This is a genomic window from Burkholderia crassaminum (genome assembly GCF_964265005.1).
GTDB lineage: Bacteria > Pseudomonadota > Gammaproteobacteria > Burkholderiales > Burkholderiaceae > Burkholderia.
The window spans coordinates 1,766,282-1,787,403 of record NZ_OZ183799.1 but is presented as its reverse complement, the minus strand read 5'-3'; the positions used below and the strand labels follow the sequence as shown (position 1 = coordinate 1,787,403).

25 protein-coding genes and 1 tRNA gene are annotated in these 21,122 nt (G+C 65.0%); 10 read left to right on the top strand and 16 right to left on the bottom strand.

Going from position 1 to position 21,122, the window contains the following annotated elements; translation table 11 throughout:
* Positions 1–18: 18 nt before the first annotated feature.
* From ACPTTF_RS08260 to ACPTTF_RS08245, 4 genes are all read right to left on the bottom strand, one after another.
* A complete protein-coding gene (locus tag ACPTTF_RS08260) occupies positions 19–441 on the bottom strand; it encodes a hypothetical protein (protein WP_166964201.1) in 423 nt (140 codons plus the stop codon).
* A gap of 101 nt (positions 442–542) precedes the next feature.
* Complete coding sequence (locus ACPTTF_RS08255; RefSeq protein ID WP_423370850.1) at positions 543–1,601, bottom strand: permease; 1,059 nt, start codon at positions 1,599–1,601, stop codon at positions 543–545.
* Positions 1,598–2,725 carry a tRNA 2-selenouridine(34) synthase MnmH gene (gene mnmH / locus ACPTTF_RS08250; RefSeq protein WP_423370849.1) on the bottom strand — a complete coding sequence of 376 codons (1,128 nt, stop codon included), beginning with the start codon at positions 2,723–2,725 and terminating at the stop codon, positions 1,598–1,600. The genes ACPTTF_RS08255 and mnmH overlap by 4 nt, the downstream gene beginning before the upstream one ends.
* 64 nt (positions 2,726–2,789) lie before the next feature.
* Entirely contained in the window at positions 2,790–3,743 is a 954-nt protein-coding gene (locus ACPTTF_RS08245) for a LysR family transcriptional regulator (RefSeq protein ID WP_166964196.1), read from the bottom strand.
* A gap of 165 nt (positions 3,744–3,908) precedes the next feature.
* Here ACPTTF_RS08245 and ACPTTF_RS08240 point away from each other — a divergent pair, with 165 nt between their 5' ends.
* Both ACPTTF_RS08240 and ACPTTF_RS08235 read left to right on the top strand, forming a co-directional pair.
* The gene (locus ACPTTF_RS08240) at positions 3,909–5,330 is read left to right on the top strand and encodes a M20 family metallopeptidase (protein WP_423370848.1); all 1,422 of its coding nucleotides are present in this window, start codon (positions 3,909–3,911) and stop codon (positions 5,328–5,330) included.
* Between the two features lie 35 nt (positions 5,331–5,365).
* Positions 5,366–6,652, top strand: coding sequence for an MFS transporter (locus tag ACPTTF_RS08235; RefSeq protein ID WP_423370847.1), 1,287 nt, complete (start codon positions 5,366–5,368; stop codon positions 6,650–6,652).
* A gap of 77 nt (positions 6,653–6,729) precedes the next feature.
* Here ACPTTF_RS08235 and ACPTTF_RS08230 read toward each other — a convergent pair whose 3' ends face one another.
* Together ACPTTF_RS08230 and ACPTTF_RS08225 are read right to left on the bottom strand one after the other, a co-directional pair.
* Positions 6,730–7,782, bottom strand: a complete 1,053-nt coding sequence (locus ACPTTF_RS08230) for an NADP(H)-dependent aldo-keto reductase (RefSeq protein WP_085038954.1) — start codon at positions 7,780–7,782, stop codon at positions 6,730–6,732.
* A 147-nt stretch (positions 7,783–7,929) separates the two neighbouring features.
* Positions 7,930–8,367: a PaaI family thioesterase gene (locus ACPTTF_RS08225; protein ID WP_059234414.1), complete on the bottom strand. Its 438-nt coding sequence runs from the start codon at positions 8,365–8,367 to the stop codon at positions 7,930–7,932.
* Between the two features lie 169 nt (positions 8,368–8,536).
* Between ACPTTF_RS08225 and ACPTTF_RS08220 the strand changes: the two genes are divergently transcribed.
* The 3 genes from ACPTTF_RS08220 (at position 8,537) to ACPTTF_RS08210 (ending at position 11,546) form a co-directional block, all read left to right on the top strand.
* The gene (locus ACPTTF_RS08220; protein ID WP_423370846.1) at positions 8,537–9,025 is read left to right on the top strand and encodes a winged helix-turn-helix transcriptional regulator; all 489 of its coding nucleotides are present in this window, start codon (positions 8,537–8,539) and stop codon (positions 9,023–9,025) included.
* A gap of 334 nt (positions 9,026–9,359) precedes the next feature.
* Positions 9,360–9,983, top strand: coding sequence for a phospholipase D family protein (locus ACPTTF_RS08215; protein WP_034201824.1), 624 nt, complete (start codon positions 9,360–9,362; stop codon positions 9,981–9,983).
* 591 nt (positions 9,984–10,574) lie between these two features.
* Positions 10,575–11,546: a diguanylate cyclase domain-containing protein gene (locus tag ACPTTF_RS08210; RefSeq protein ID WP_423370845.1), complete on the top strand. Its 972-nt coding sequence runs from the start codon at positions 10,575–10,577 to the stop codon at positions 11,544–11,546.
* Between the two features lie 51 nt (positions 11,547–11,597).
* On the opposite strand, the gene ACPTTF_RS08205 is transcribed toward ACPTTF_RS08210, so the two are convergent.
* The 5 genes from ACPTTF_RS08205 to ACPTTF_RS08185 form a co-directional block, all read right to left on the bottom strand.
* Entirely contained in the window at positions 11,598–12,071 is a 474-nt protein-coding gene (locus tag ACPTTF_RS08205) for a VOC family protein (RefSeq protein WP_423370844.1), read from the bottom strand.
* 157 nt (positions 12,072–12,228) lie between these two features.
* Positions 12,229–12,771 carry an aspartyl-tRNA synthetase gene (locus tag ACPTTF_RS08200; protein WP_166964184.1) on the bottom strand — a complete coding sequence of 181 codons (543 nt, stop codon included), beginning with the start codon at positions 12,769–12,771 and terminating at the stop codon, positions 12,229–12,231.
* Positions 12,772–12,947: 176 nt separating this feature from the next.
* Entirely contained in the window at positions 12,948–13,190 is a 243-nt protein-coding gene (locus ACPTTF_RS08195) for a hypothetical protein (protein WP_423371856.1), read from the bottom strand.
* A 205-nt stretch (positions 13,191–13,395) separates the two neighbouring features.
* Positions 13,396–13,704, bottom strand: a complete 309-nt coding sequence (locus ACPTTF_RS08190; protein ID WP_423370843.1) for a phosphatidylserine/phosphatidylglycerophosphate/cardiolipin synthase — start codon at positions 13,702–13,704, stop codon at positions 13,396–13,398.
* A gap of 47 nt (positions 13,705–13,751) precedes the next feature.
* On the bottom strand, positions 13,752–14,135 hold the full coding sequence (locus tag ACPTTF_RS08185) for a VOC family protein (protein WP_423370842.1): 384 nt from the start codon (positions 14,133–14,135) through the stop codon (positions 13,752–13,754).
* Positions 14,136–14,221: 86 nt separating this feature from the next.
* Between ACPTTF_RS08185 and ACPTTF_RS08180 the strand changes: the two genes are divergently transcribed.
* Positions 14,222–14,965 (top strand): DUF695 domain-containing protein, encoded by a 744-nt coding sequence (locus ACPTTF_RS08180; protein ID WP_166964180.1) that lies wholly within the window; start codon positions 14,222–14,224, stop codon positions 14,963–14,965.
* A 430-nt stretch (positions 14,966–15,395) separates the two neighbouring features.
* Here the strand turns inward: ACPTTF_RS08180 and ACPTTF_RS08175 are convergent, their stop codons facing one another.
* Together ACPTTF_RS08175 and ACPTTF_RS08170 are read right to left on the bottom strand one after the other, a co-directional pair.
* Positions 15,396–15,944 (bottom strand): hypothetical protein, encoded by a 549-nt coding sequence (locus tag ACPTTF_RS08175; protein ID WP_423370841.1) that lies wholly within the window; start codon positions 15,942–15,944, stop codon positions 15,396–15,398.
* A 279-nt stretch (positions 15,945–16,223) separates the two neighbouring features.
* On the bottom strand, positions 16,224–16,628 hold the full coding sequence (locus tag ACPTTF_RS08170) for a hypothetical protein (RefSeq protein ID WP_423370840.1): 405 nt from the start codon (positions 16,626–16,628) through the stop codon (positions 16,224–16,226).
* A 326-nt stretch (positions 16,629–16,954) separates the two neighbouring features.
* On the opposite strand from ACPTTF_RS08170, the gene ACPTTF_RS08165 reads away from it, so the two are divergent.
* Positions 16,955–17,419 (top strand): plasmid fertility inhibition factor family protein, encoded by a 465-nt coding sequence (locus tag ACPTTF_RS08165; RefSeq protein WP_423370839.1) that lies wholly within the window; start codon positions 16,955–16,957, stop codon positions 17,417–17,419.
* Positions 17,420–17,494: 75 nt separating this feature from the next.
* Here the strand turns inward: ACPTTF_RS08165 and ACPTTF_RS08160 are convergent, their stop codons facing one another.
* The gene (locus ACPTTF_RS08160) at positions 17,495–18,010 is read right to left on the bottom strand and encodes a GNAT family N-acetyltransferase (protein WP_423370838.1); all 516 of its coding nucleotides are present in this window, start codon (positions 18,008–18,010) and stop codon (positions 17,495–17,497) included.
* A gap of 157 nt (positions 18,011–18,167) precedes the next feature.
* Between ACPTTF_RS08160 and ACPTTF_RS08155 the strand changes: the two genes are divergently transcribed.
* Both ACPTTF_RS08155 and ACPTTF_RS08150 read left to right on the top strand, forming a co-directional pair.
* Positions 18,168–18,506 carry a hypothetical protein gene (locus ACPTTF_RS08155; protein WP_423370837.1) on the top strand — a complete coding sequence of 113 codons (339 nt, stop codon included), beginning with the start codon at positions 18,168–18,170 and terminating at the stop codon, positions 18,504–18,506.
* Positions 18,507–19,116: 610 nt separating this feature from the next.
* Positions 19,117–19,635 (top strand): VUT family protein, encoded by a 519-nt coding sequence (locus ACPTTF_RS08150; RefSeq protein WP_166964175.1) that lies wholly within the window; start codon positions 19,117–19,119, stop codon positions 19,633–19,635.
* 374 nt (positions 19,636–20,009) lie between these two features.
* Here ACPTTF_RS08150 and ACPTTF_RS08145 read toward each other — a convergent pair whose 3' ends face one another.
* Positions 20,010–20,396, bottom strand: a complete 387-nt coding sequence (locus tag ACPTTF_RS08145) for a hypothetical protein (protein ID WP_423370836.1) — start codon at positions 20,394–20,396, stop codon at positions 20,010–20,012.
* Between the two features lie 335 nt (positions 20,397–20,731).
* Between ACPTTF_RS08145 and ACPTTF_RS08140 the strand changes: the two genes are divergently transcribed.
* On the top strand, positions 20,732–21,019 hold the full coding sequence (locus tag ACPTTF_RS08140) for a hypothetical protein (RefSeq protein ID WP_423370835.1): 288 nt from the start codon (positions 20,732–20,734) through the stop codon (positions 21,017–21,019).
* Positions 21,020–21,028: 9 nt separating this feature from the next.
* Here ACPTTF_RS08140 and ACPTTF_RS08135 read toward each other — a convergent pair.
* A tRNA-His gene (locus ACPTTF_RS08135) sits at positions 21,029–21,104 on the bottom strand.
* Positions 21,105–21,122 lie beyond the last annotated feature (18 nt).

Sequence of the window (21,122 nt, the reverse complement as noted above, 5' to 3'; positions counted from 1 at the left end):
CGGCTTCATGCGACGACTTTATTCGTCGTCGTCGCTCCACGGGATCTCGACGTCGGTCAGGAACGCGACGGTCGCGAGCGGGCCCCCTTCCTGGCGGCCGAGCTTGCCGTCCGCGCGATGCCATTCGACGCGGAACTGCGTGCCCGGATCGTCGGCAACCAGGTAGACCGAGCGCAGTTCGTCCGCATCGGCTTCGTCCACCGGGCCGTCGAACGACACCAGCATCTTCTGCGGCCACAGGCCGTTGACCGGATCGTAAATACGCTCACCTTGCGGAATGTCGATGCTGGCCTCGACGCCGATCGTCGCGGAGGCCTCGATGATCATCGTGCCCAGTGCGTTCAGCACGGCAGTCGCCCGCGCGGAATTGGCCTGGCGGATCGCGAGATCGCCGCGCGTCAGCGCCTTTTCGAGTCGAGGATGGATCTTCGGTTGGGTCATGCGTTTTCCTGTTTGCTTCTTGTAAATGGCGCCGCACGCGTGAAACGGCGGCGCCGGATGAATATGACGATTGCGCCCGGCCGGCGCACCGCTTGCGCGCGTCAGAACCCGAGCGCGATCGCGAGCAGGCCGCTCGCGATCCCGAACACGACCACGAGGATCGCGACGATCGCCAGCATGTACGGCTTGAACGAACGCGCGAGCATCGCGAGCGACGGCACGCTGATCGGCGGCAGCGTCATCAGCAGCGCGGCGGCCGGGCCGACGCCCATGCCGAGCGACAGCATCGCCTGGATGATCGGCACCTCGCCGGCCGTCGGGATCACGAACAGCATGCCCGCGACCGCGAAGGCGACGATCCAGCCGAGATGATTGCCGATGTCCGGGCCGATATGCGGGAACAGCCATGCGCGCGCGGCGCCGAGCAGCAGCACGAGCACGATGTATTCGGGCACGAGCCGCACGGCCATGCGCGCGAGCAGCTTCACCCAGCGGACGAACGGATTGCCGGCCGCGGCCTGCTCGGCCGCCAGCGCGGCAAGCTGAGCATCGTCGATGCTGCGGTCTTCAGGTCGCGCAATGCGGTTCAGCAGATAGCCGATCCCGAACACCATCGCGATGCCGAGCACGAGGCGCAACGCACTCCAGTGCCAGCCGAGCACGAAGCCCATGAACACCAGCGCGGCCGGATTCAGCACCGTGTTGCCGAGCCAGAACGCGACCGCGCCGCCCGGCGATGCATGGCGCGCACGCAGCCCCGCGACGACCGGCGCCGCGCAGCACGTGCACATCATCCCGGGCAGCGACAGCAGGCCGCCCGCGGCGACGCTGCCGAAGCCGGTGCGGCCGAGCACACGCGCGACCCAGTGCGCGGGCAGCAGCGCCTGCACGGCCGAACCGAGCAGCAGGCCGAGCACCATCGCCTGCCAGATCGCCTTGCCGTACGCCCATGCGTAGTCGAGCGCGGCCTTCAGCGACGGCTCGGGGGCGGTCGCCGACGTGCCCATCAGGATCGACTGGCCGATCGAATGGTGCTCGGCGGCAACGAACGCCTTGTTGTAGTACGGGAACCATTTCACATAGAACAGTCCCGCGACCGCGATCAGCAGGAAGGTCATCCAGCCGAGGGCCGGACTGGGTTGGGAGCGTGTGGTCGTCATCGTGTGGTCGTCGATTGGTTTTTGTCGGTTGCGGACGTCGCGCCTGCGGCAAGCGCGGCCGATGCGGGCAACCCGGTTTGCGCGAGTTCGGCCAGCAGCGTGCGCGCCTGTTCACGCACGTCGGCCGCGTTGGGTCGGAACGTGAACGTCAACGCCCGGTTCGGCTTGTTGTACGCCGCGCGGTAGGTCCGTGCGTAGGCGGGATCGTAATGCTTGTCGATCAGCTCGGTGAACAGTTCGGCCCGCGCGTTGCCATCGATCAGCGCCTTCCAGTGCGTCACCTGTTCGCGGCTATGCAGGCCGATCAGCCGATGGAGCTGCGCCTTGAACGCGTCCGGTTCGTCGAACAGGTGCGCGTAATCCTCGAGGAGGAACGCAATCCGCTCGTCGTGCGCCGCGTCGACATGCACCCACGGCCCGGCGTGAAACGCTTCGATCAGCGCGATCGGCAACTGCACGAGCCCGATCCTGCGGCTTTCCGACTCGACGAACACCGGCCATTCGGGGTCGAAACGTCCAAGGCTTTCGACGAGCCCCGAATCGAACCCCTTCTGCGCCGGCTGCGGCTTGCCCGGCAGCGCGCCGAGCAGCGAGCCGCGATGGCACGCGAGCGCCTCGAGATCGAGCGTCTGCGCGCCCACGTCGTGCAGCGCGTTCAGCAGGCGCGTCTTGCCGCAGCCCGTATGGCCGACGAGCGCGATGTAGCGAAAGCGCGTCGGCAGCGAGTCGAGCGTCGCGCACACCGACTGGCGGTACGCCTTGTAGCCGCCGTCGAGTTGGCGCGCCTTCCAGCCGATCAGGTTGAACCAGGTCGTCATCGAGCCCGAACGCTTGCCGCCGCGCCAGCAGTAGATCAGCGGCCGCCAGTTGCGCGGCCGGTCGGCAAACGTCGTGTCGAGATGGCGTGCGATGTTGCGCGCGACGATCGCCGCGCCGACGCGCGTCGCCTCGTACGGCGACACCTGGCGGTACATCGTGCCGACGAGCACGCGCTCCTCGTTGCTGAGCACGGGCGCGTTCAGCGCGCCGGGAATATGATCCTCGGCGAACTCGAGCGGCGTGCGCACGTCGATGATCTCGTCGAACTCGCCGGCGCGATCGAGGGTGACAATCAGGTTCTTCAATTTGGCGTCGAACAGGGGCAATGCGGCTCGATGAGCCGCATGGGCGCGGAAGGCGGATTGGCGATTATCTCACGGGCCGGCGCCTCGGGCCGCGCGCGGCGGCCGGCGGTGGCGATGCGGCCTGCATCGCGTCGATCAGATGGTCGCGAAACGCGCGAACCGACGCGGGCAGATCGCGCCCCGCCATCGTCTGCACCTGGATGCTGCGCTCGCGAAGCTGCGGGTTCGTCACGGGCACGACGACGAAGCCGTCCGCGTCGCAGCGGTCGCGCACCGACAGCAGCCCCGTGAACATCACCGCGCCCGTGCGGCGCGCGTAGCCGTACATCGCCGCCGTGTTGTTGCTCGTCAGTTCGGGCTCGAGCAGCAGCCCGTCGAGTGCGCACGCGATGTCGATCAACTGGCGCACCGTCGTGCCGGCCTCAGGCAGCACGTGCGGGTGACGCGCGACATCGGCGAGCGATACCGCTTCACGCGTCGCGAGCGGATGGTCGCGCCGCATCAGCGCGAAGATCGGCGCGCGCTCGGTATGCTCGACGCGTACCCCCTTCTCCGGCGCGAGGCTGAAGCTCAATGCGATGTCCACATCGCCGTCACGCACGCGCCGCGTCGCTTCCGCCGGCGACACGACCCACACGGAGAAATCGACACCCGGATGGCGCGCCTTGAAGCGCGCGAGCGTGCCGGGCAGGAAATCGATCGCGAACCCTTCCGAGCATGCGATCTTCAACAGGCTGCCGTGCAGCGCGTCGAGCCCGCCGATGTCCTTCATCACGTGCTCGGCTTCCAGCAGGCTGCGCTGCGCGAACGCCAGCAGCCGCTCGCCGGCCTCCGACAGCGCCATCCCGCGCGGCCGGCGCTCGAACAGCGGTGCGCCGAGTTCGCTCTCGAGTTTCGCGATCTGGCGGCTGATCGCCGATACGGCCACGTGCAGCCGCGCGGATGCATCGCTGATCGAGCCGGTGCGCGCCACTTCGACGAAATACCGCAACGCCAGGCCATGCAGGAATGCCGCCATCGTTCTGTCTCCACCCGGCTGCCGGCCGCGCTGCTTTGCCTTTTCGGCAAAGAAAGGTTCGAAATTCGATCATTGTGACAAAAAAAACGGCTTTCTAGAATCGATCGCACTTCACGTTGCATGCGCGGTCCGCGCGCGTAGCGACCCCGTCAGAGGAGACACGACTTGAGCCGTACCGCCGCCATCCAGCACGCGCTGAACCAGTTCGAATCCGGTGCGTTCTTCACGACCCTGAGCCGCCGCGTCGGCCTGCGCACCGAAAGCCAGGACAGCGGCAACGAAGCCGCGCTGCGCGCGTACCTGATCGACGAGATCGCACCCGAGGCTGCCCGCCTCGGCTTCACGTCGCGGATCGCCGACAACCCCGTCGACGGCGGCGGACCGTTCCTGCTCGCGTCGCGCCATGAAGACGATGCACTGCCGACCGTGCTGATCTACGGCCACGGCGACGTCGTGCGCGGCTACGACGCGCAGTGGCGTGCGCCGCTGTCGCCGTGGACGCTGACCGCCGACGGCGACCGCTGGTACGGCCGCGGCAGCGCCGACAACAAGGGCCAGCACACCATCAACCTGGCCGCGTTGGCAAGCGTGCTCGACGCACGCGGCGGCCGGCTCGGCTTCAACGCGAAGCTGCTGATCGAGATGGGTGAAGAAACGGGGTCGCCGGGCCTCGACGCGCTGTGCCGCCAGGAACGCGATGCGCTCGCGGCCGACGTGCTGATCGCGTCCGACGGCCCGCGCATCGCCGCCGCGCGCCCCACGGTATTCCTCGGCTCGCGCGGCTCGGTCAACTTCAAGCTGAGCCTGCGCGCCCGCGACGGCGCGCATCACTCCGGCAACTGGGGCGGGCTGCTGCGCAACCCGGCGATCGTGCTCGCGCATGCGCTCGCGAGCCTCGTCGACGCGCGCGGCGCGATTCGCGTCGAAGGGCTGCGCCCGCCGCCGATCCCGGCCGCCGTGCGCGACGCACTTGCGGATCTGTCCGTCGGCGGCGGCCCCGGCGACCCGGCCCTCGACGCCGACTGGGGCGAGCCCGGCCTCACCGCGCCCGAGCGCGTGTTCGGCTGGAACACGTTCGAGATCCTCGCGTTCAAGGCAGGCAATCCCGAGCACCCCGTCAATGCGATCCCGCCCGTCGCGTACGCACACTGCCAGTTGCGCTTCGTCGTCGGCACCGACTGGGAAGCGCTGCATGCACATCTGCGCACGCACCTCGATGCGCACGGCTTCGCCGACATCGAGATCGACGTCGAACGCGGCGCACCGGCGACGCGCGTGCCGCCGGACGATCCGTGGGTCAGCTGGGCCGTCGCGTCGCTGGCGCGCACCACCGGCAAGAAGCCGGCGATCCTGCCGAATCTCGGCGGCACGCTGCCGAACGAGGTGTTCGCCGACACGCTCGGGCTGCCGACGCTGTGGGTGCCGCACTCGTACCCGGCGTGCTCGCAGCACGCGCCCGACGAGCACCTGCTCGCGAGCGTCGTCAGCGAGGGGCTGCAGATGATGGCCGGCCTCTTCTGGGATCTCGGCGACGACGCGCCGCCCGTTCGCCGCGCGGCACCCGCCGCGGCCGGCGCCGCCCTGTAACGCGCTTCGCCCCTTTCACGGGACCTGCACATACGATGAACACGACCACCCTGACCTCGCAGGACGCCGCACGCCCCAGCGCCGCGAAGATCCGGCGCCTCATCTTCGCGGCGTCGATCGGCAACGCGCTCGAATGGTTCGACCTGATCGTCTACGGCTTCTTCGCGGTGACGATCGCCAAGCTGTTCTTCCCCGCGACGAGCGAAGCGACGTCGCTGATGCTCACGCTCGGCACGTTCGGGCTGTCCTACCTGATCCGGCCGATCGGCGGCTTCGTGCTCGGCGCGTACGCGGACCGCGCGGGCCGCAAGGCGTCGCTGCTGCTGTCGATCGCGATGATGATGGCCGGCACGCTGCTGATCGCGCTGATGCCGACCTACGCATCGATCGGCATTCTCGCGCCGCTCGGGATCATGCTGTCGCGGCTGATGCAGGGCTTTTCCGCCGGCGGCGAATTCGCGAGCTCGACCGCGTTCCTCGTCGAACACGCGCCGCAGCGGCGCGGCTTCATGTCGAGCTGGCAGTTCGCGAGCCAGGGCCTCGCGACGCTGCTCGCATCGGGCTTCGGCGCGCTGCTGACGGCCACGCTGACCACCGCGCAACTCGAAAGCTGGGGCTGGCGCGTGCCGTTCCTGTTCGGGCTCGCGATCGGCCCGGTCGGGCTGTACATCCGCCGCTACGTCGACGAAGGCGTCGAGTTCAAGACACAGGCGCGCTCCGAGGCGCCCGTGCGCGAGCTGTTCGCGGAACAAAAGATGCGGGTACTGTTGTCGATCGGCGCGCTCGTGATCTCGACCGCGATCAACTACATGATCCTGTACATGCCGACTTACGCGATCAAGCAGCTCGGACTGCCTGCGTCGACGGGCTTCGCCGCGACGCTGGCGACCGGCTTCGTGCTGACGCTCGTCACGCCGGTCGTCGGCCATCTGTCCGACAGCACCGGGCGGATCCGCATGATGGCGGTCGCGGCACTGCTGATGCTTGTCACCGTGTGGCCGACGTTCGCGTGGCTCACTCGTCACGCATCGTTCGCGACGATGCTCGCCGCACTGGTCTGGATCGGCATGCTGAAGGCGATGTACTGCGGCGCGCTGCCGGCGCTGATGGCCGAACTGTTCCCGTCGCAGACGCGCGCAACGGGGCTCGCGGTCAGCTACAACACGGGCGTCACGCTGTTCGGCGGCTTTGCACCGTTCGTGATCACCTGGCTGATCAGCACGACCGGCAACCGGCTGTCACCGGCGCTCTATCTGATGGGCTGTGCGGTGCTGAGCCTCGCCGCGCTGTTCGTCGCGCGCACGCGGCTCAAGATGCGATAACGGAAGAAATGACGGCGCAGCGATGCGCCGCCGGTGCGGCCCGTCACGGCATCGCCGCCGAGCGGGCCGCGCGCCGTTTACGGCGCGGGGTTCGGCTGCAGTTCGTGCAACGCGTCGATCTCGGCGAGGATCTCGTCGGACAGCTTCACGTCGATGCTGCCGATGTTCTCCTTCAACTGCTCGAGCGACGTCGCACCGACCAGGTTGCTGCGCACGAACGGCCGGCTGTTGACGAACGCCAGCGCGAGCTGCGCGGGCGACAACCCGTGACGCCGCGCGAGCGCGACATAGCGCGACGTCGCCTCGACGGCCTGCGGCTTGCTGTAGCGCTGGAAGCGCTCGAACAACGTGATGCGCGCGCCGGCCGGACGCGCACCGTTCTCGTACTTGCCGGACAGCCAGCCGAACGCGAGCGGCGAATACGCGAGCAGGCCAACGCCGTCACGATGCGTGAATTCGGACAGCCCGTTCTCGAACGTACGGTTCAGCAGGCTGTACGGATTCTGGATGCTCGCGATGCGCGGCAGCCCGAGCTTCTCGGCCGCGCGCAGGAACTGTGCGACACCCCAGGGCGTTTCGTTCGACACGCCGATCGCGCGCACCTTGCCGGCCTTCACGAATTCCGCGAGCACGCCGAGGGTTTCCTCGATCGGCACCGTATAGGTGTCGTCGACCCACGGATAGGCCGGACGGCCGAACGTCGTCGTGCTGCGGTCGGGCCAGTGCAGCTGATAGAGGTCGACGTAGTCGGTCTGCAAGCGCTTGAGGCTGCCGTCGAGCGCTTCGGTCAGGTTCTTGCGGTCGAACTGGTTGCCTTCGCCGCGAATATGGCGCGGATTGTGCGGCTGCCGCGCCGGCCCCGCGATTTTCGTCGCGAGCACGATGCGCTCGCGCTGCGCGCGATGCTGCGCGAGCCAGGTGCCGATGTACTGCTCGGTGCGCCCTTGCGTATCGGGCTTCGGCGGCACCGGATACATCTCCGCGGCATCGATCAGCGTCACGCCTTGCCCGATCGCGTAGTCGATCTGCTCGTGCGCATCGCGCTCCGAATTCTGCTCGCCCCACGTCATCGTGCCGAGGCCGATCAGGCTGACCTCGATGCCCGAATCGCCAAGTGTGCGGTATTCCATGCTGTTCCTGTCGCGTCGGTGGAAAGCAGGAACGTATCACATTGAAGCGGCCGCTTCAGTCAGGCGCCACATCCGCTTACAGGCGGCCTTCGGTACCGGCGTGAAGGCGCATGCGCGGGCCCGACCGATAGTGCTGCCGCCCCGCCTTCATTGCGGCCGCTGGATGAAGCAGGTCGCCGACGCATGCGCGACGATCTTGTCGTCCGGGGTCTTCAGCGTGCCCTCGGCAACGCCCAGCGAACGCGACAGGTGAATCACGCGTCCTTCCGCCACCAGGTCGACGTCGCGCGGCACGGGTCGCAGCATCTTCACATGCAGATCGACCGTGCCGTAGCCGATGCCCGCATCAAGCATCGAATGCACCGCACACCCCGTGACCGAATCGAGCACCGTCGCCGCGAACCCGCCGTGCACGCCGCCGAGCGGATTCAGGTGCCGGCCGTCCGCCCGCGCCGAAAATTTCACATAACCGAGCTCGACGTCGAGCGGTCGCATCGGGATCGTCTCGGAAATCGACGCGAGCGGCGCATCGCCCGATACCGCAGCGCGCAGCAAATCGAGACCAGACAGGGAAAGCGGGTTCATCGGGTTGTCTCCGGGTTGAAAGCGCGTTGCCGCGCGAGTAAGTTCCAAATTGGAACTTATTATTGACAACGACGACGGCCGTTGTCAACGTGGCCGGGCCCGATGCAATCGAAGGCGGGTTCTATAATCGAGCCCGCTATTTCGCTGAACCGCCGCAAGAGACTCGACGATGAAATGGGATGATATCGGCACGCTGAACTGTTCGGTCGCGCGTACGCTCGCCGTGCTCGGCGACCGCTGGACCATGCTGATCCTCCGCAACGCGTTCCTCGGCTGCCGCCGCTTCGACGCGTTCCAGACCCAGCTCGGCCTCACGCGCCATGTGCTGGCCGAGCGGCTCGCGCGGCTCGTCGACGAAGGCGTGCTGGCCAAACGCGCGTATCAGGAGCGTCCGCCGCGGTTCGAATATCGGCTGACGGAGAAGGGCATCGACCTCTACCCGACCCTGCTCGCGCTGATGGCATGGGGAGACCGCTGGAAAGACGACGGCCAGGGGCCACCGGTGCAGTTGCGTCACCGTACCTGCGGCCATCTGATGCATGCGGTCACCGTATGCTCGGCGTGCGGCGAGCCGCTCGACGCGCGCGACGTACAGCCGGAGCGTGGCCCCGGATGGATCGCAACCGGGGCAGCCGGCACACCTGCGGCCGAGGATTGACGCTTCGCGCATACCCGAACGCGTGACGCATACGGATCGTTCGTTGCGCTCGCGCTGCTGTCTCGGGCCTCATCGGGCCCGCCCGGCGGCACTCGCGCACGGCTTGCACGCCGATATCCCGCCACCACCGCACGCGCATTCGCGCGCTGCCATCGCCCCCATCCGCTGATCAACCCGATCGCGCACACGGATCCCGCACAACGCAACTTTGTGTCACCGCCTCTGCCATCGCCGGTCATTGCGATGCGTCATCACGTTGCATCCGCACGTGACCGGGCCGCCACGTCTGCGTTACACTCACGGCCCGCTGTCTCGAAATTATTCGCTGTCCAAGATGTTGTCGCGCAATCGCCTCGCCGCCGCCTGTCTCGCTGCTTCCCTGCTCGCCACACCGTTCGCCGCCTTCGGCAAGACGCAAAGTGAATCGCTGCTTCAGCAAGCGATCGACTTGGTGTCGCGATGGCTGCCGGCCCCTACTCACGAAGCGCCCGCAACACAGGTCGTCGAATCGGCGTTTTCGCCCGATGGCGGTGCCGAAGCGCTCGTGCTGAAAGCGATCGGCGCCGCGCGCAGCTCGATCCGCGTCGCCGCCTATTCGTTCACGTCGCCGCCCGTCACGCGCGCACTGCTCGCCGCCAAGCGACGCGGCGTGAATGTCGCGGTGGTCGTCGACGACAAGGGCAATCGCGCAAAGAGCAGCAAGCAGGCGTTGAACCTGCTCGTCAACGCAGGTATCCCGACGCGCACGATCGACGCGTATGCGATCCATCACGACAAGTACCTCGTGATCGATGCCGAGCACGTCGAAACGGGCTCGTTCAACTACAGCGCGTCAGCGGCCAGCCGCAATTCCGAGAACGTCGTCGTGGTGTGGAACAACCCGCAACTCGCGTCGCGCTATCTCACGCACTGGCAAAGCCGCTTCGATCAGGGCACGCCGTACCGCTCCAGCTACTGACGCACGCCGCGCTCCCCCGTGTTCGATTCGCCGTGTTGCAGATGATCAGCGAGCATGGCGCGAAGTTCAATTCGGCCGAATGGCCAGCGCGCCGCCTTGCTCAATGGATTTCGGCTATCCGCCCTGCGCGGCACCGGCCCGCACAGTCGGCGCGCAGCGAGTCGCATGCCCCTCCACGCCGCTTGCCGATGACGTCGACATGCCGCTGGCGCCGCCAGGCAGCGCGTTGCCCACACATACAACGCCAAATGCCAGCGTGTTCTGAACCATCGGGTAAAGAAGATACAGCGCAAACGCGAGATAGCCCGCGTACAGAATTCGAACCATGGTGCAATGAAAGGCGATGAACGATTGGACTCGCCCTGTTTACGGCACTGTGCCGGGCACCTTGAGACATCGCGCATCCGATTGCGCATCGGGGCGAAACGCGGGCCCATGGCACCCGCTTCTCACCGCATCTGCATCGATCCGGGGCGAGCCGAATCCGCCCCTGACCCGATTGCCGGCGTGGCGATGCGCCGAACAATGCGCGATACTGTCCGGCATACGATTCCGTGACCGGCCTCGCAGCCGGGACAAAAGGCAAGGCCCATGCAAATCGCACCGAAACCGGCCGACGAGGCGGCCCGGCTCGATACGCTTCATTCGCTCTCGATCCTCGACACGCCGCCCGAAGAGCGCTTCGATCGCCTGACGCGTCTTGCACGCAGGCTGTTCGACGTACCGATCGCACTCGTCAGCCTCGTCGACGACGATCGCCAGTGGTTCAAGAGCCATGCCGGGCTCGAAGTCACGCAAACGTCGCGCGACGTGTCGTTCTGCTCCCATGCGCTGCTCGCGGGCAATACGATGGTGATCCAGGATGCGCTGAACGACAATCGCTTCCACGACAATCCGCTCGTCACCGGCGCGCCCGGCATCCGCTTCTACGCCGGCCGGCCGCTCGCGGCGCCGAACGGCGCGCCCATCGGTACGCTGTGCCTGATCGACACGCGGCCGCGCTCGCTCGAACCGGACGAACTCGCGCTGCTCGGCGATCTCGCCCACATGACCGAGCGCGAGATCGCCGCGCTGCATTTCGCGACCACCGACGAACTCACCCAGCTGACGAACCGGCGCGGCTTCGAGATCCTGGCCCGCCACGTGCTGAGCCTGTGCGATCGCCTGGGTCGTCATGCGGTGCTGCTGTTTTTCGACCTGAACGATTTCAAGTCGATCAACGACCGCTTCGGCCATGCCGAAGGCGACCGCGCGCTCAAGGCGTTTGCCGATACGCTGACGGGCGGGCTGCGCGACAGCGACGTGATCGCACGGCTTGGCGGCGACGAGTTCGTCGTGCTGCTGAGCGCCACCGATCCAACCGACGTTGCCGAGCCGGTCGAACGCGTGACGCAGGCGCTCGCGCTGCGCAACACGGCCGACGCGCGCGGCTATGAGATCCGGTTCAGCGTCGGGCACGTCGACTACGACCCCGCGCACCATCACGACGTGGCCGGCCTGCTCGCATCGGCCGATCAACGGATGTACGAAGACAAGCAGCGCGGCAAGACGGCCGGCGCGTGAGCGCGGGCGCATGCCGCCGCCCTTCCGATCAACCGCGGTTGCGCGACTGCGTCAGCTACCGCACGGCGGCGCGCTGGCCATTGCCGCCGCGATCTGCTCGGGCGTCAGGTCGCGCTGGTGCGTCGCGAGCGACCAGCGATGCCCGAACGGATCCTCGACCTGTCCGTAGCGATCGCCCCAGAACATGTCTGCGGCCGGAATCGTCACCGTCGCACCCGCTGCGACCGCCTTCGCGATCGCCGCATCGGTGTCCGGCACGTACAGGTGCAGGCAAACCGGCGTGCCTTTCAGGGCCTTCGGCCCGAGCGCGCCGTGATCGGGCATTTCATCCACCAGCATCAGTGTCGAATCGCCAATCACGAGGCACGCGTGCGCGAGCCGGCCGTCGGGCATCGCCAGGCGAAACTGTTCGCTCGCATTGAACGCGCGCTTGTAGAAGTCGATGGCTGCTGTTGCGCCGGCGCAGATCAGGTGCGGCGTCAGTGTGCGCATCCCTTCCGGGATCGGTTTGACGGACGTGGACATGGGTGTCGCTCCTTCGGTCGGTTGTCGTATCGCAATCGGGACGGACGCACGATGCGCACGCCTCCGATGCTACGACGGACGACCCCGGCGGAAATCGACACGCCCCCCTACATTTTTTTCTCGAGTATCGGGATGCGCGGGTTCGCCGCATCGGGCGTCATCGGCCCGTCCGGTCGGCCTCGTTGCCCGGCATGCCGAACTGCCGGCGGCATGCCTCCAGCAATCCGGCCACCGCATCGAGCGGAAGATCGGCAAACCGGGAGATCGGCAGCATCACGCCACCCGGCACCCTGGTGCGCGACGAATGCGCAGAGAACTGGTAGCCGATGTATCGATTACCGGCCACGCTGATGATCCGGAATTCGGTGACGTCACGCCATGGCGTGACGGGCTGTTCGCGTACGCCCCCGATCAACCTGAAACCCGTCTCGTCGACACGCAGCGCCATCCTGCGTCGCGACGACACGTAGAAGGCGGCACCCGCCAGCGCCAGCAACCCGGCCAGCGCCGCCACCGGCCAGAGCGCCGGGGCGGCCGCATAACCGCACAGGCTCGCCGCGGCCAGCACCATGCACGCGATCGCCCTTCTTTTCAGGCTCCGGCTGTCGACCGCCAGCGTCACCGGCAACTGTCCGGCGATCGTTCCCGCGACGGGATCGACGTGCCAGCCGGAATCGGTGGTTTCGCGTTCGTCGTTCATCGCGATCGCTCACATCGAAAGCAGCCGGGCCATCGAGGTTCGAGACCCTGTCGACGCGCCGAGACGGCCGGCTTGTCGACGGGAAATGATCGTGATCGTGGCAGGTACGCATCGACGCACGGCAACACACTTGCGCCCGCGCGGAACATACCGCGCTCTGTCGGCATCGATCATGTTCAGTTGCACACCTTGACGGTGCCGTTGGTCGTGCATTGACCGGTGGCCCAGTGACTCTGCCCTGCCAGACGAGGCGCCAGGCCGATGCCACGGATCGGCGCGGCCGGCGACGATGCCGGAACGGCTGCGGCGGCCGACGCGGTGTCGGGCGACGGCAGCGGAGGCGGCTCGGTCGCGGTCTGGCAAGCCGACAGCGCCAGACAAAGTGCGGATGCCAACGGGGCGATGAGCGATCTGGACATGGTCTCGTACGCGTTTGCGATATTCGCTTCCGGTAACGGCTCGCCGAAGATCGCGTGGCCCGTCAAACCGCTCGGCACGACCGGCAATTCGGCATGACGGTCGTCCAATACTACTCCTCGCGATCGACGTCGTGCGAGTGGCCGTTCGGCCAGGTGTCGCCATCCATGCGGCGGCACCTGCTGGCACCGGCGCATGCCGCGCCGGTCAGATTTGCGGCAGATCGCGCAACGTGCGCGACTCGCTCGTTGCATCGATGTCGAGCTCGATGCCTTCCGACGCATCGCGATACAGCACGCGTTTCAGCCTGGGCCCGATCGCGGTGTCGTCCGATGCCGAAAAAATGGCGCGGACATCGTTGCCGGACGCGAGCGCGCGCGCCACGTCCGCCACCGGCGCCTCGCTCGGCGTCGCTGCCCACGACCGGTCGGACGGATTCACGGCCGCCCAGCGCACATGCGTCACGCGCGCGCTGAGGGGATCGATTCGCACACCATTCACCGCAAACGTCGACATCGGTATCTCCTTCGAATTTTTTTTCGGCCCGCCGTACCGATGCGCGGTCACGGGCGGCCCCAGATCTCGCAGACGTTTCCCGCCGGGTCCGCCACGGAAATCGCAACCGTGCCGTCGCCGTAGTCCCACTCGTTCAGGATGCTGACGCGACACGACTCGAGCCGCGCGACGGCTTCCGACACATGCGCCACTTCGATCGCCAGCGCGATGCCATGGCCGGTCGGTCGAAACTCCGGGTACGGAAACTTGCCGCCGCTGCCCGTGTGAACGGTGAGTGTCGCCCCGTCCACGACAAAGCGGTGCCACGGATTCCCCGCAGCCGACACACCTTCGGAATCAACCGGCAGCCCAAGCGCCAAACTGTAGAAATCCACCACCGCCCGAAAGCGATCGTCTTCGACCGGCACCAGGATGCCCAGACTCGCGATCATGTGCGCTTCTCCAGCCAACGCGATTTTCGATGATACATTGGGACGCTTTGCAACCGTCAACAGACAATCGTGTACGGGAGAAACACATGACCGACGCCTGGGGAACCTTCCCTGCCAGAATGGGCGACCATCAGGCTTTCATCAGCTTCAACCACGAATTTGCGGAAATCGCCGAAGGCGATCCGCGCACGTCGCTGCTCAGCGTGCGGGTCCCCTTCGCGCAGCCGACGCCGGAAGGCCTGCCGAGCGGCGACGAATTCGCCGACCTCGCGAAGATCGAGGATCTGCTGGACGCCGCGATCACCGCGAAAGGCGGTGTGCAGGTTGGCCGCATCACCGTCGATGGCCATCGGGATTTCCTTTTCTACGTGCCGCTCGACGAAGCGGCGACGGCGGAGATCGTCGACGCGCTGGCCGATCAGACGACCTACGCGCTGCAGTACGCGCACCAGGACGATCCGGACAAGGAAGCGTACTGGCAGACGCTCTACCCGACCGACGACGACTGGCAGATCATGCGCGACATGCGCGTGCTGGATGAATTGCGGAAGCAAGGCGACGCCAGCGACGTCAGCCGGCGCGTGATGCACTGGGCGTACTTCCCCGACCAGAGCGATGCGCATCAGTTCGCGGACTGGGCCGAAGCGAAAGGCTATCCGGTCGAATCGGTCGCCCCCACCGAGGACGGCAAGTCGGCCGTGCGGTTTTCGCACGAAGGCACCATGGCACTGGCCGACATCACGCGCCATACAGTCGCGATCAATCGCGAGGTACGTTCGTTCGGAGGGGAATACGGCGGGTGGGAAACCAGCGTCGAACAGGCGGGCTGAGCGGGTTGACCCACCCGCTGTGCACTACGTGATGCAACGCATCCGGCGCAAAAAACATCCCGGCGGCATTGATGCCCGCCGCCGGGACCAAGGCATCACCGGCCGAAACCGGCGATGGGCCTGAGGGTTCGCTCAGGCACGAGGAAAGCGATTCGTGCGGATCAGGCGAACGGATGTCGGAGCGCGCAACCGGTGCGATTACGCCGCCCGCCGAACGCCTGTCCGGTTCCGCCGACGCAGCCTTCCGGCGTCGGTCGGGCAAAAAGCCCCCGCTCCTGCGCGAGCGAGCGGGGAAACGGTTGACCGGGCCGGGGAAGAACGGTCAACCGGCCAGATTGTGAGCGCGGGCCGCGCAACGATCTGTGCGGCAACTCACCCTTTGGTGACAATGCCGCGGCAACCGGTACGCTCGCGGGCCGCGCGGATCGCATCACGGCTGGAGCGCGATACCCGCGATCATCACAACGGCGATGGGCGTCAGCACTACCGCCCCGACCATCATCACGCCATCGGCCGCGAGCGTGACGGGTGTCGCGAGCACGCGCACGGCCTTGCCCGCCGTCGTGATGCGGTCGGTGACGTCGATCTTGTACGAATGCGCAAACGACGACCACGTCTTGCCCTGCGCAAAACCATCGGCCCGATAGCGCGAACCGGCCAGCGCGCCCTTCATCTCCAGATCACTGCTTCCGCGCTTCGTGAAGCCGTCCTCCAGCGCGCGGTTCCAGTCGTCGTCGGTCATGTCGGCGCGACGGAGCTGGAGCCGGAACTTGCCCGAGATCTTGCTGCCCTCCGCGACGAACCCATCAAGCGACGCGTTGATCGATTTGCGGTATGGCGACGCCAGCACGGCACCAAGATGCTCGGGCATATCAAAGATGTAGTGATATTTCTCGCCGAGCACGACGAATTTCTTGCCATCCTCGCTGACAAGGAATCGGTCGACCGTCTCTTCGTATTTGCCGTCTTCGAACAGCATTGCAGTGCAGCCTGTCAGGCCGGCAGCGACAATGATCGCGCCCGCCGTCAGCAGCGTTCTTCTTTTCATGTCTGGAATTTTGTTTTGTTTTAATTCAAGCGGAAATTTTCAGGCCCGGGCCGAGTTTCCGGTAAGTCGCGGGTGTTGTCAAAGCAGGTTTATTCTATTTTTCCGAACGACACGATTCTCACTTCATTTTTCCGCACCGACTTCTTCGAAACATCGTTACGCAAACACGAGAACTCGCGTCATGACAACTGGGTTTCGTCATCGTGACGGTCAGCTGAAAAGCCATTCCGCAACCATCTCGATCCAGTCGAGATCGCTGGCGATGTCGATGACGGTTTCGCCCACGATTTCGGCAGTCGATGTAGTCGGTGCGGTCGATGCGCCTGCCGCCACCGCCCCGGCAGCAACCACATTCGCCTTCGCCATCTCGGCCGACGCACCGAATCTCGGATCGGCCAGCCGCTCCAGCCAGTCGACGATATTGGCACGCGCATCCTCTTCATCGGCGAAATCATTTCGTTCGAGATAGCGGTCGAACACGATCCACGCAAGCGTCTTGCTTCGCGAATCCGATTCGAGATGCCAATCGACAACGCTTGTCCGACCGGACTCCCTGATTTCGAGCGTCGCGGTGAAACAGTAATCGAGATACTCGATCTCAAGTTTCGACGACATGGTTTTCTCCGGTCAACCTGCCTTCCCTGTGCTTGTGATGATCCGCGCGTGCCGGGTTTCGCGACACAGTGTGAATCCTGGATGAAATTCGTGCGGAACGCCATTCCCGCCGGCAGTATCGCGATATTCTCGTGACCTGTCGATATCGATCGCCGACACATGACCGCACTCGATTTGCCCACCATTCCCTTCTGCGCTTTCGCTCGCGGTTCAGGTTCTGCTGCGATTCGATCAGCTTTCCTGTTCCGGGTATTGCCCTGCTTCGCCGTCGCAATCGCACTGCTAAACTCCGGCCAAGACGACCGCTTGCAACACCAGAGGAAATAATGGCACTCGCCCGCGCACAACAAAATGGCGTAGAAGTCTGGATTGTCCAGCTTCCCGGGCACACCCCGTATGCGTATACGCACCTCAAGCGGGTATTCTCGTCCGACGATACGCGACACCGGGTTGTGACGATCGACCTGGCGAAACTGCTGGCATGTGCCGACCGGGACACGACGGATTACGTCTTGCCGTCTGTTCTGTACTGGGCCCCGGGAAAAGCCGCGGGCATTCGCGAATTCCTCGATCCTGAACAGGACAGGATTCCGGACATGCCGTACATCACGTTTCGCGAGACGAGAACACGAACGCTGCTCGGCATCCCCGGCCTGTCGAAGATCGGCGTCGCGTCGTTCCGAAACGGCCAGCATCGCGCGCGCTATCTTGCCTATGCAGGCGCAACGACCCTGCCCGTCGAGGTGCACGAGACGGAAGTCGATTTGCTCGTGCGGTACTGCGGCGAGTAACGGTGAAGTACGTTCGACTTTCGCGCGGAGATGGCCGCACATCGTGCGGCCGTCCCCGCGAACGTCGTCAAACGGCTAGGCCCGTATCGCATAGATCCGGTCGGTGACGTCCGTCGGGCCGATGCGGCTCGTTTCGATACCCGCCAGTTGCCAGCCGTTGTGCTCGTAGAAACCGATCGCGCGTTCGTTGCCCTCCAGCACCTTCAGGTGGACCTTGTCCACGCCGAGCGTTCGCGCCCAGGCGCGGACGGCTTCGATCATGCGCTTGCCCGTGCCGCTTCCGTGATGCGATGGATGGACATGCAGGCAGTCGAGTAGCACGCCAAGCGCCGGATCGACGGGGCGCTCGGCACTGACGAAGCCCACGGGCTCGCCGTCCGCCTCGGCGACCAGCACCAGGCCCCGCTCGTTTTCATTGCGACCGAGATATTGCCGCCACCGGGTCGCGTGTTCCGTCGGCACCTCGTCGGACAGGTAGGCCGCCGGCAAGATATGGCTGTATGCGGTTTGCCAGCTCAGCGTGTGCAGGCGAGCGATGTGGTTTGCGTCTTGTGCTGTCGCGGCACGCAGCGTGGCTTGGATTTCCGGCATCGGTGGTCACTCCTTCCGCTGGTTCTCTTGATCGGGATGTCTGACCGCAAAATATACCGCGTGTGGCGGCATGCAAAGCTCAACGTCGCCACGTGCGAACGATACTGTGTCGGCCGGACCCCGGACGACGGGAACAGGTCCCTGGAGAAATCAAACGATGCGACGTCTCTTCGGAGCGATCGGATTTGCGATCGCGGGCGTCATCAGCGTGATCGCGTGGGCCATGATCGACAGTCGCCTGTGCGTCGCGTTCGATCGGTTGTGCGTGCCGCCGGCCGGTTCCTGCGGTGGCGGCGTAGATGCTTGCGCAGCAACGACGCACACCATCGTCGACCTGTTCGCGTACATGTTCGGTCCACCTGCCCTGTTTGCGGTGCTCGGCGCCTATCTGTTTTCACAGCGTCGCCCCGCGCACGTCATCGTCGCGCACCGTGCATGCGCCATCGCCGCACACTGGCTCGTGACGTTCGCAGGCGTTCGCGTCCTTCACGTCTGACGCGAGCGCGTCAGCACCTGCCTGCCGGACGCCGTGCCGGATTCGCGCACCGCTGCAACTCGTTGCCGGAGCAACGGGATGCAGGCAAAAAAAATCCCGACGCCGTCATGGGTTGTCGGGATCGAACGGCCCTGCAAAGCATGAGGGCACGAGGAAGTCGTTACATTACACCAACGTAAGACTGTTGCGCTCTGTCGGTTCCTGCCAAGTCCCTGTCTTATTCCGCCATTCAGGCAGCAACGGGCCGCCATAAACGAAAAAAGCCTGCTCACGCGGAACGCGAGCAGGCAAGAACACGGATCAGCATTCGAGGCACGAGGGCTGTCCAGAGAAGATAACGGCACGGGAAGCGAGAACCTTAGTCGGGAGAGGAAACTGCGCACCATCACGTCGACTGGATACGGCCATACAATCTCGCGTCGACGTGGGTTTGACGAAAACCGGCTACACGGTGACGATGTCGTGTCGCTCCCAACGCAGGCTTTCCGTCAGTCGTTCGCAGTTCGACTGCGGCTCGCAAGTAGCGAAGCGCCAGTCCGGTTGATCGGCCATATATGGCAAACTTCGGCTCCGAATCGATGCAGCTCGCACTCTTTACTGCAGGGAAATCATGTACGTCTTGATCTATATCGCAGCGGTCGCTGTCGCCAACCTGATGGTCGCTCATTTCGGACCGGCTGCTACACCGATCATCGCGTTCCTGCTGATCGGACTCGATCTCGCGATTCGAGACCGGCTCCACCTGGACTGGCGCGGCCGCGCACTTTGGTCACGGATGTTTGCGTTGATCGCAGCCGCCGGCGTCGTCAGTTACGCGCTCAATCCCGCCGCCAAGGAAATCGCCCTCGCGTCTCTGGTGGCGTTCGGTTCGGCAGCCGTGGCGAGCGCAGTCGTGTTTCAACTCGCACGTCGCTTTCCGATACTGGCACGCGCAAACGGCGCGAACGTCGCGGGTGCGGCTGTCGACTCCATCATCTTTCCGCTGATTGCGTTCGGGGCAGTGTTTCCGACGATCGCCGCATTGCAGTTCGTCGCCAAGGTGGCCGGCGGCGCTTTGTGGTCGTGGGTGGTTTTTCGGAACACGCGAACGGTTCAGGCGGGAATCGCGAGCAACGCGGTCGATCGGTGAGGACGGGTTTGCTTTTTCGCCGCATTCACTACGTCCATATACGCAACTTTCCGGACACCAAAAGGCAAACAGCCCAATCCGTGGCACAGCGAACAGGGCAAGCGCGGCGCACGGCCTGAGACGTCAAGCAGGAAGATCAGCGGATGCGGCCACAGGCCGAAGCCATCGAACGGCCGCGATGCTGCCTGGATCGAACTGCACCCGTCGGGCGGAGAAGATGGTCGTAGCGCCGTACTCGACCGCCATGCACCTGCCGACCAGATGTAGGTGACGACGGTTTACGCAGCATCTTGCGTCAGATTCAGTACCTGAGACACCTGCTCAAGAAAGGGAAACAGCGCGACGATTTTGCGAGGAGGACGCGGTATCAGAACCTATCGCAGACGATGCCTGGCCCAGCGTCTCACAAGCAGTGCCACAAATGCTTCCAGCACATAGACAATCACCACGACGTTGCAAGCGATGAGGGCATAATCACCGAAATCCACCGGGTGCAGGTGATAACCGATTCGGTGGTTATCGATGATTTTATCCACCGAGGCAATGGCCGACGGCAAGCTGACGACGCTCCCGCAGATCAAGAGAACGATGACTCCCGCAACGTGTTTGATGCGTGCCTTTTGCGGCAAAACGCAAGTCGCGAGAAGCAAGCCGATGCTCCCTGCGTTGGAGAAAAGGAAAGACCACGCTGTAGGCCAATCCACGGCCCAATCCAGCAAAGAGAAGACAAACAAAAACCACGACAAGATCAGCAGGGGCATCGCCGGTGCAACTCCAGCGAGCAGATAAAACGACACCCTCACTACCCTGAAAGTCGTCATAACCATCACCTTGGGCCCCGTATCTTTTTACCGCTCCATTGCCTGCGCCACGGGCCTACTCTTTCACCGCATGGATTGCCCGAAAAGCCTCGGATTCAAAACCTGTGGGGCCCGTCAATTTACCGTAGAACGCTGCTCCGCCAATAGAGCGCGCGAAACGCGATCGAAAAATTGAGCGCCCGCTCCTCTCGCCGCATTGGCGCAGCAGCGTTTATTCGCTCGGATTTCCAACACCGAAATTTTCGACGGCCCGAGGTACGGCACGCGCCTGGAAGATGAGCGCGTGTTCCGATGCAGTTTCCGGATACCGTTCGAAGCCGCTCGAAATACGCGATCGCTGTCCGTACAACATGCAGCACGTCTACGCGATCCCGTTGGCCGGAATGCCCCCGCCGCTGTGCGCGGTACGGCTCAAGCGCAACATCGAGATGCTCCTGACTACGTGCGTGAAATGGACGGATGGCGAGCAGAACGCTCTGGAGATGGCGAGGCTCGAATCGACGCTATTGCGCCAGATTCTCTCGCGCAAAGCAAAACAGGCGCCTAAGCGCCTGTTTTGTTAATGCATTCGGTGGGGTGGCTGATGGGACTCGAACCCACGACGACAGGAATCACAATCCTGGACTCTACCAACTGAGCTACAGCCACCACTGTTACTGCTTTTTG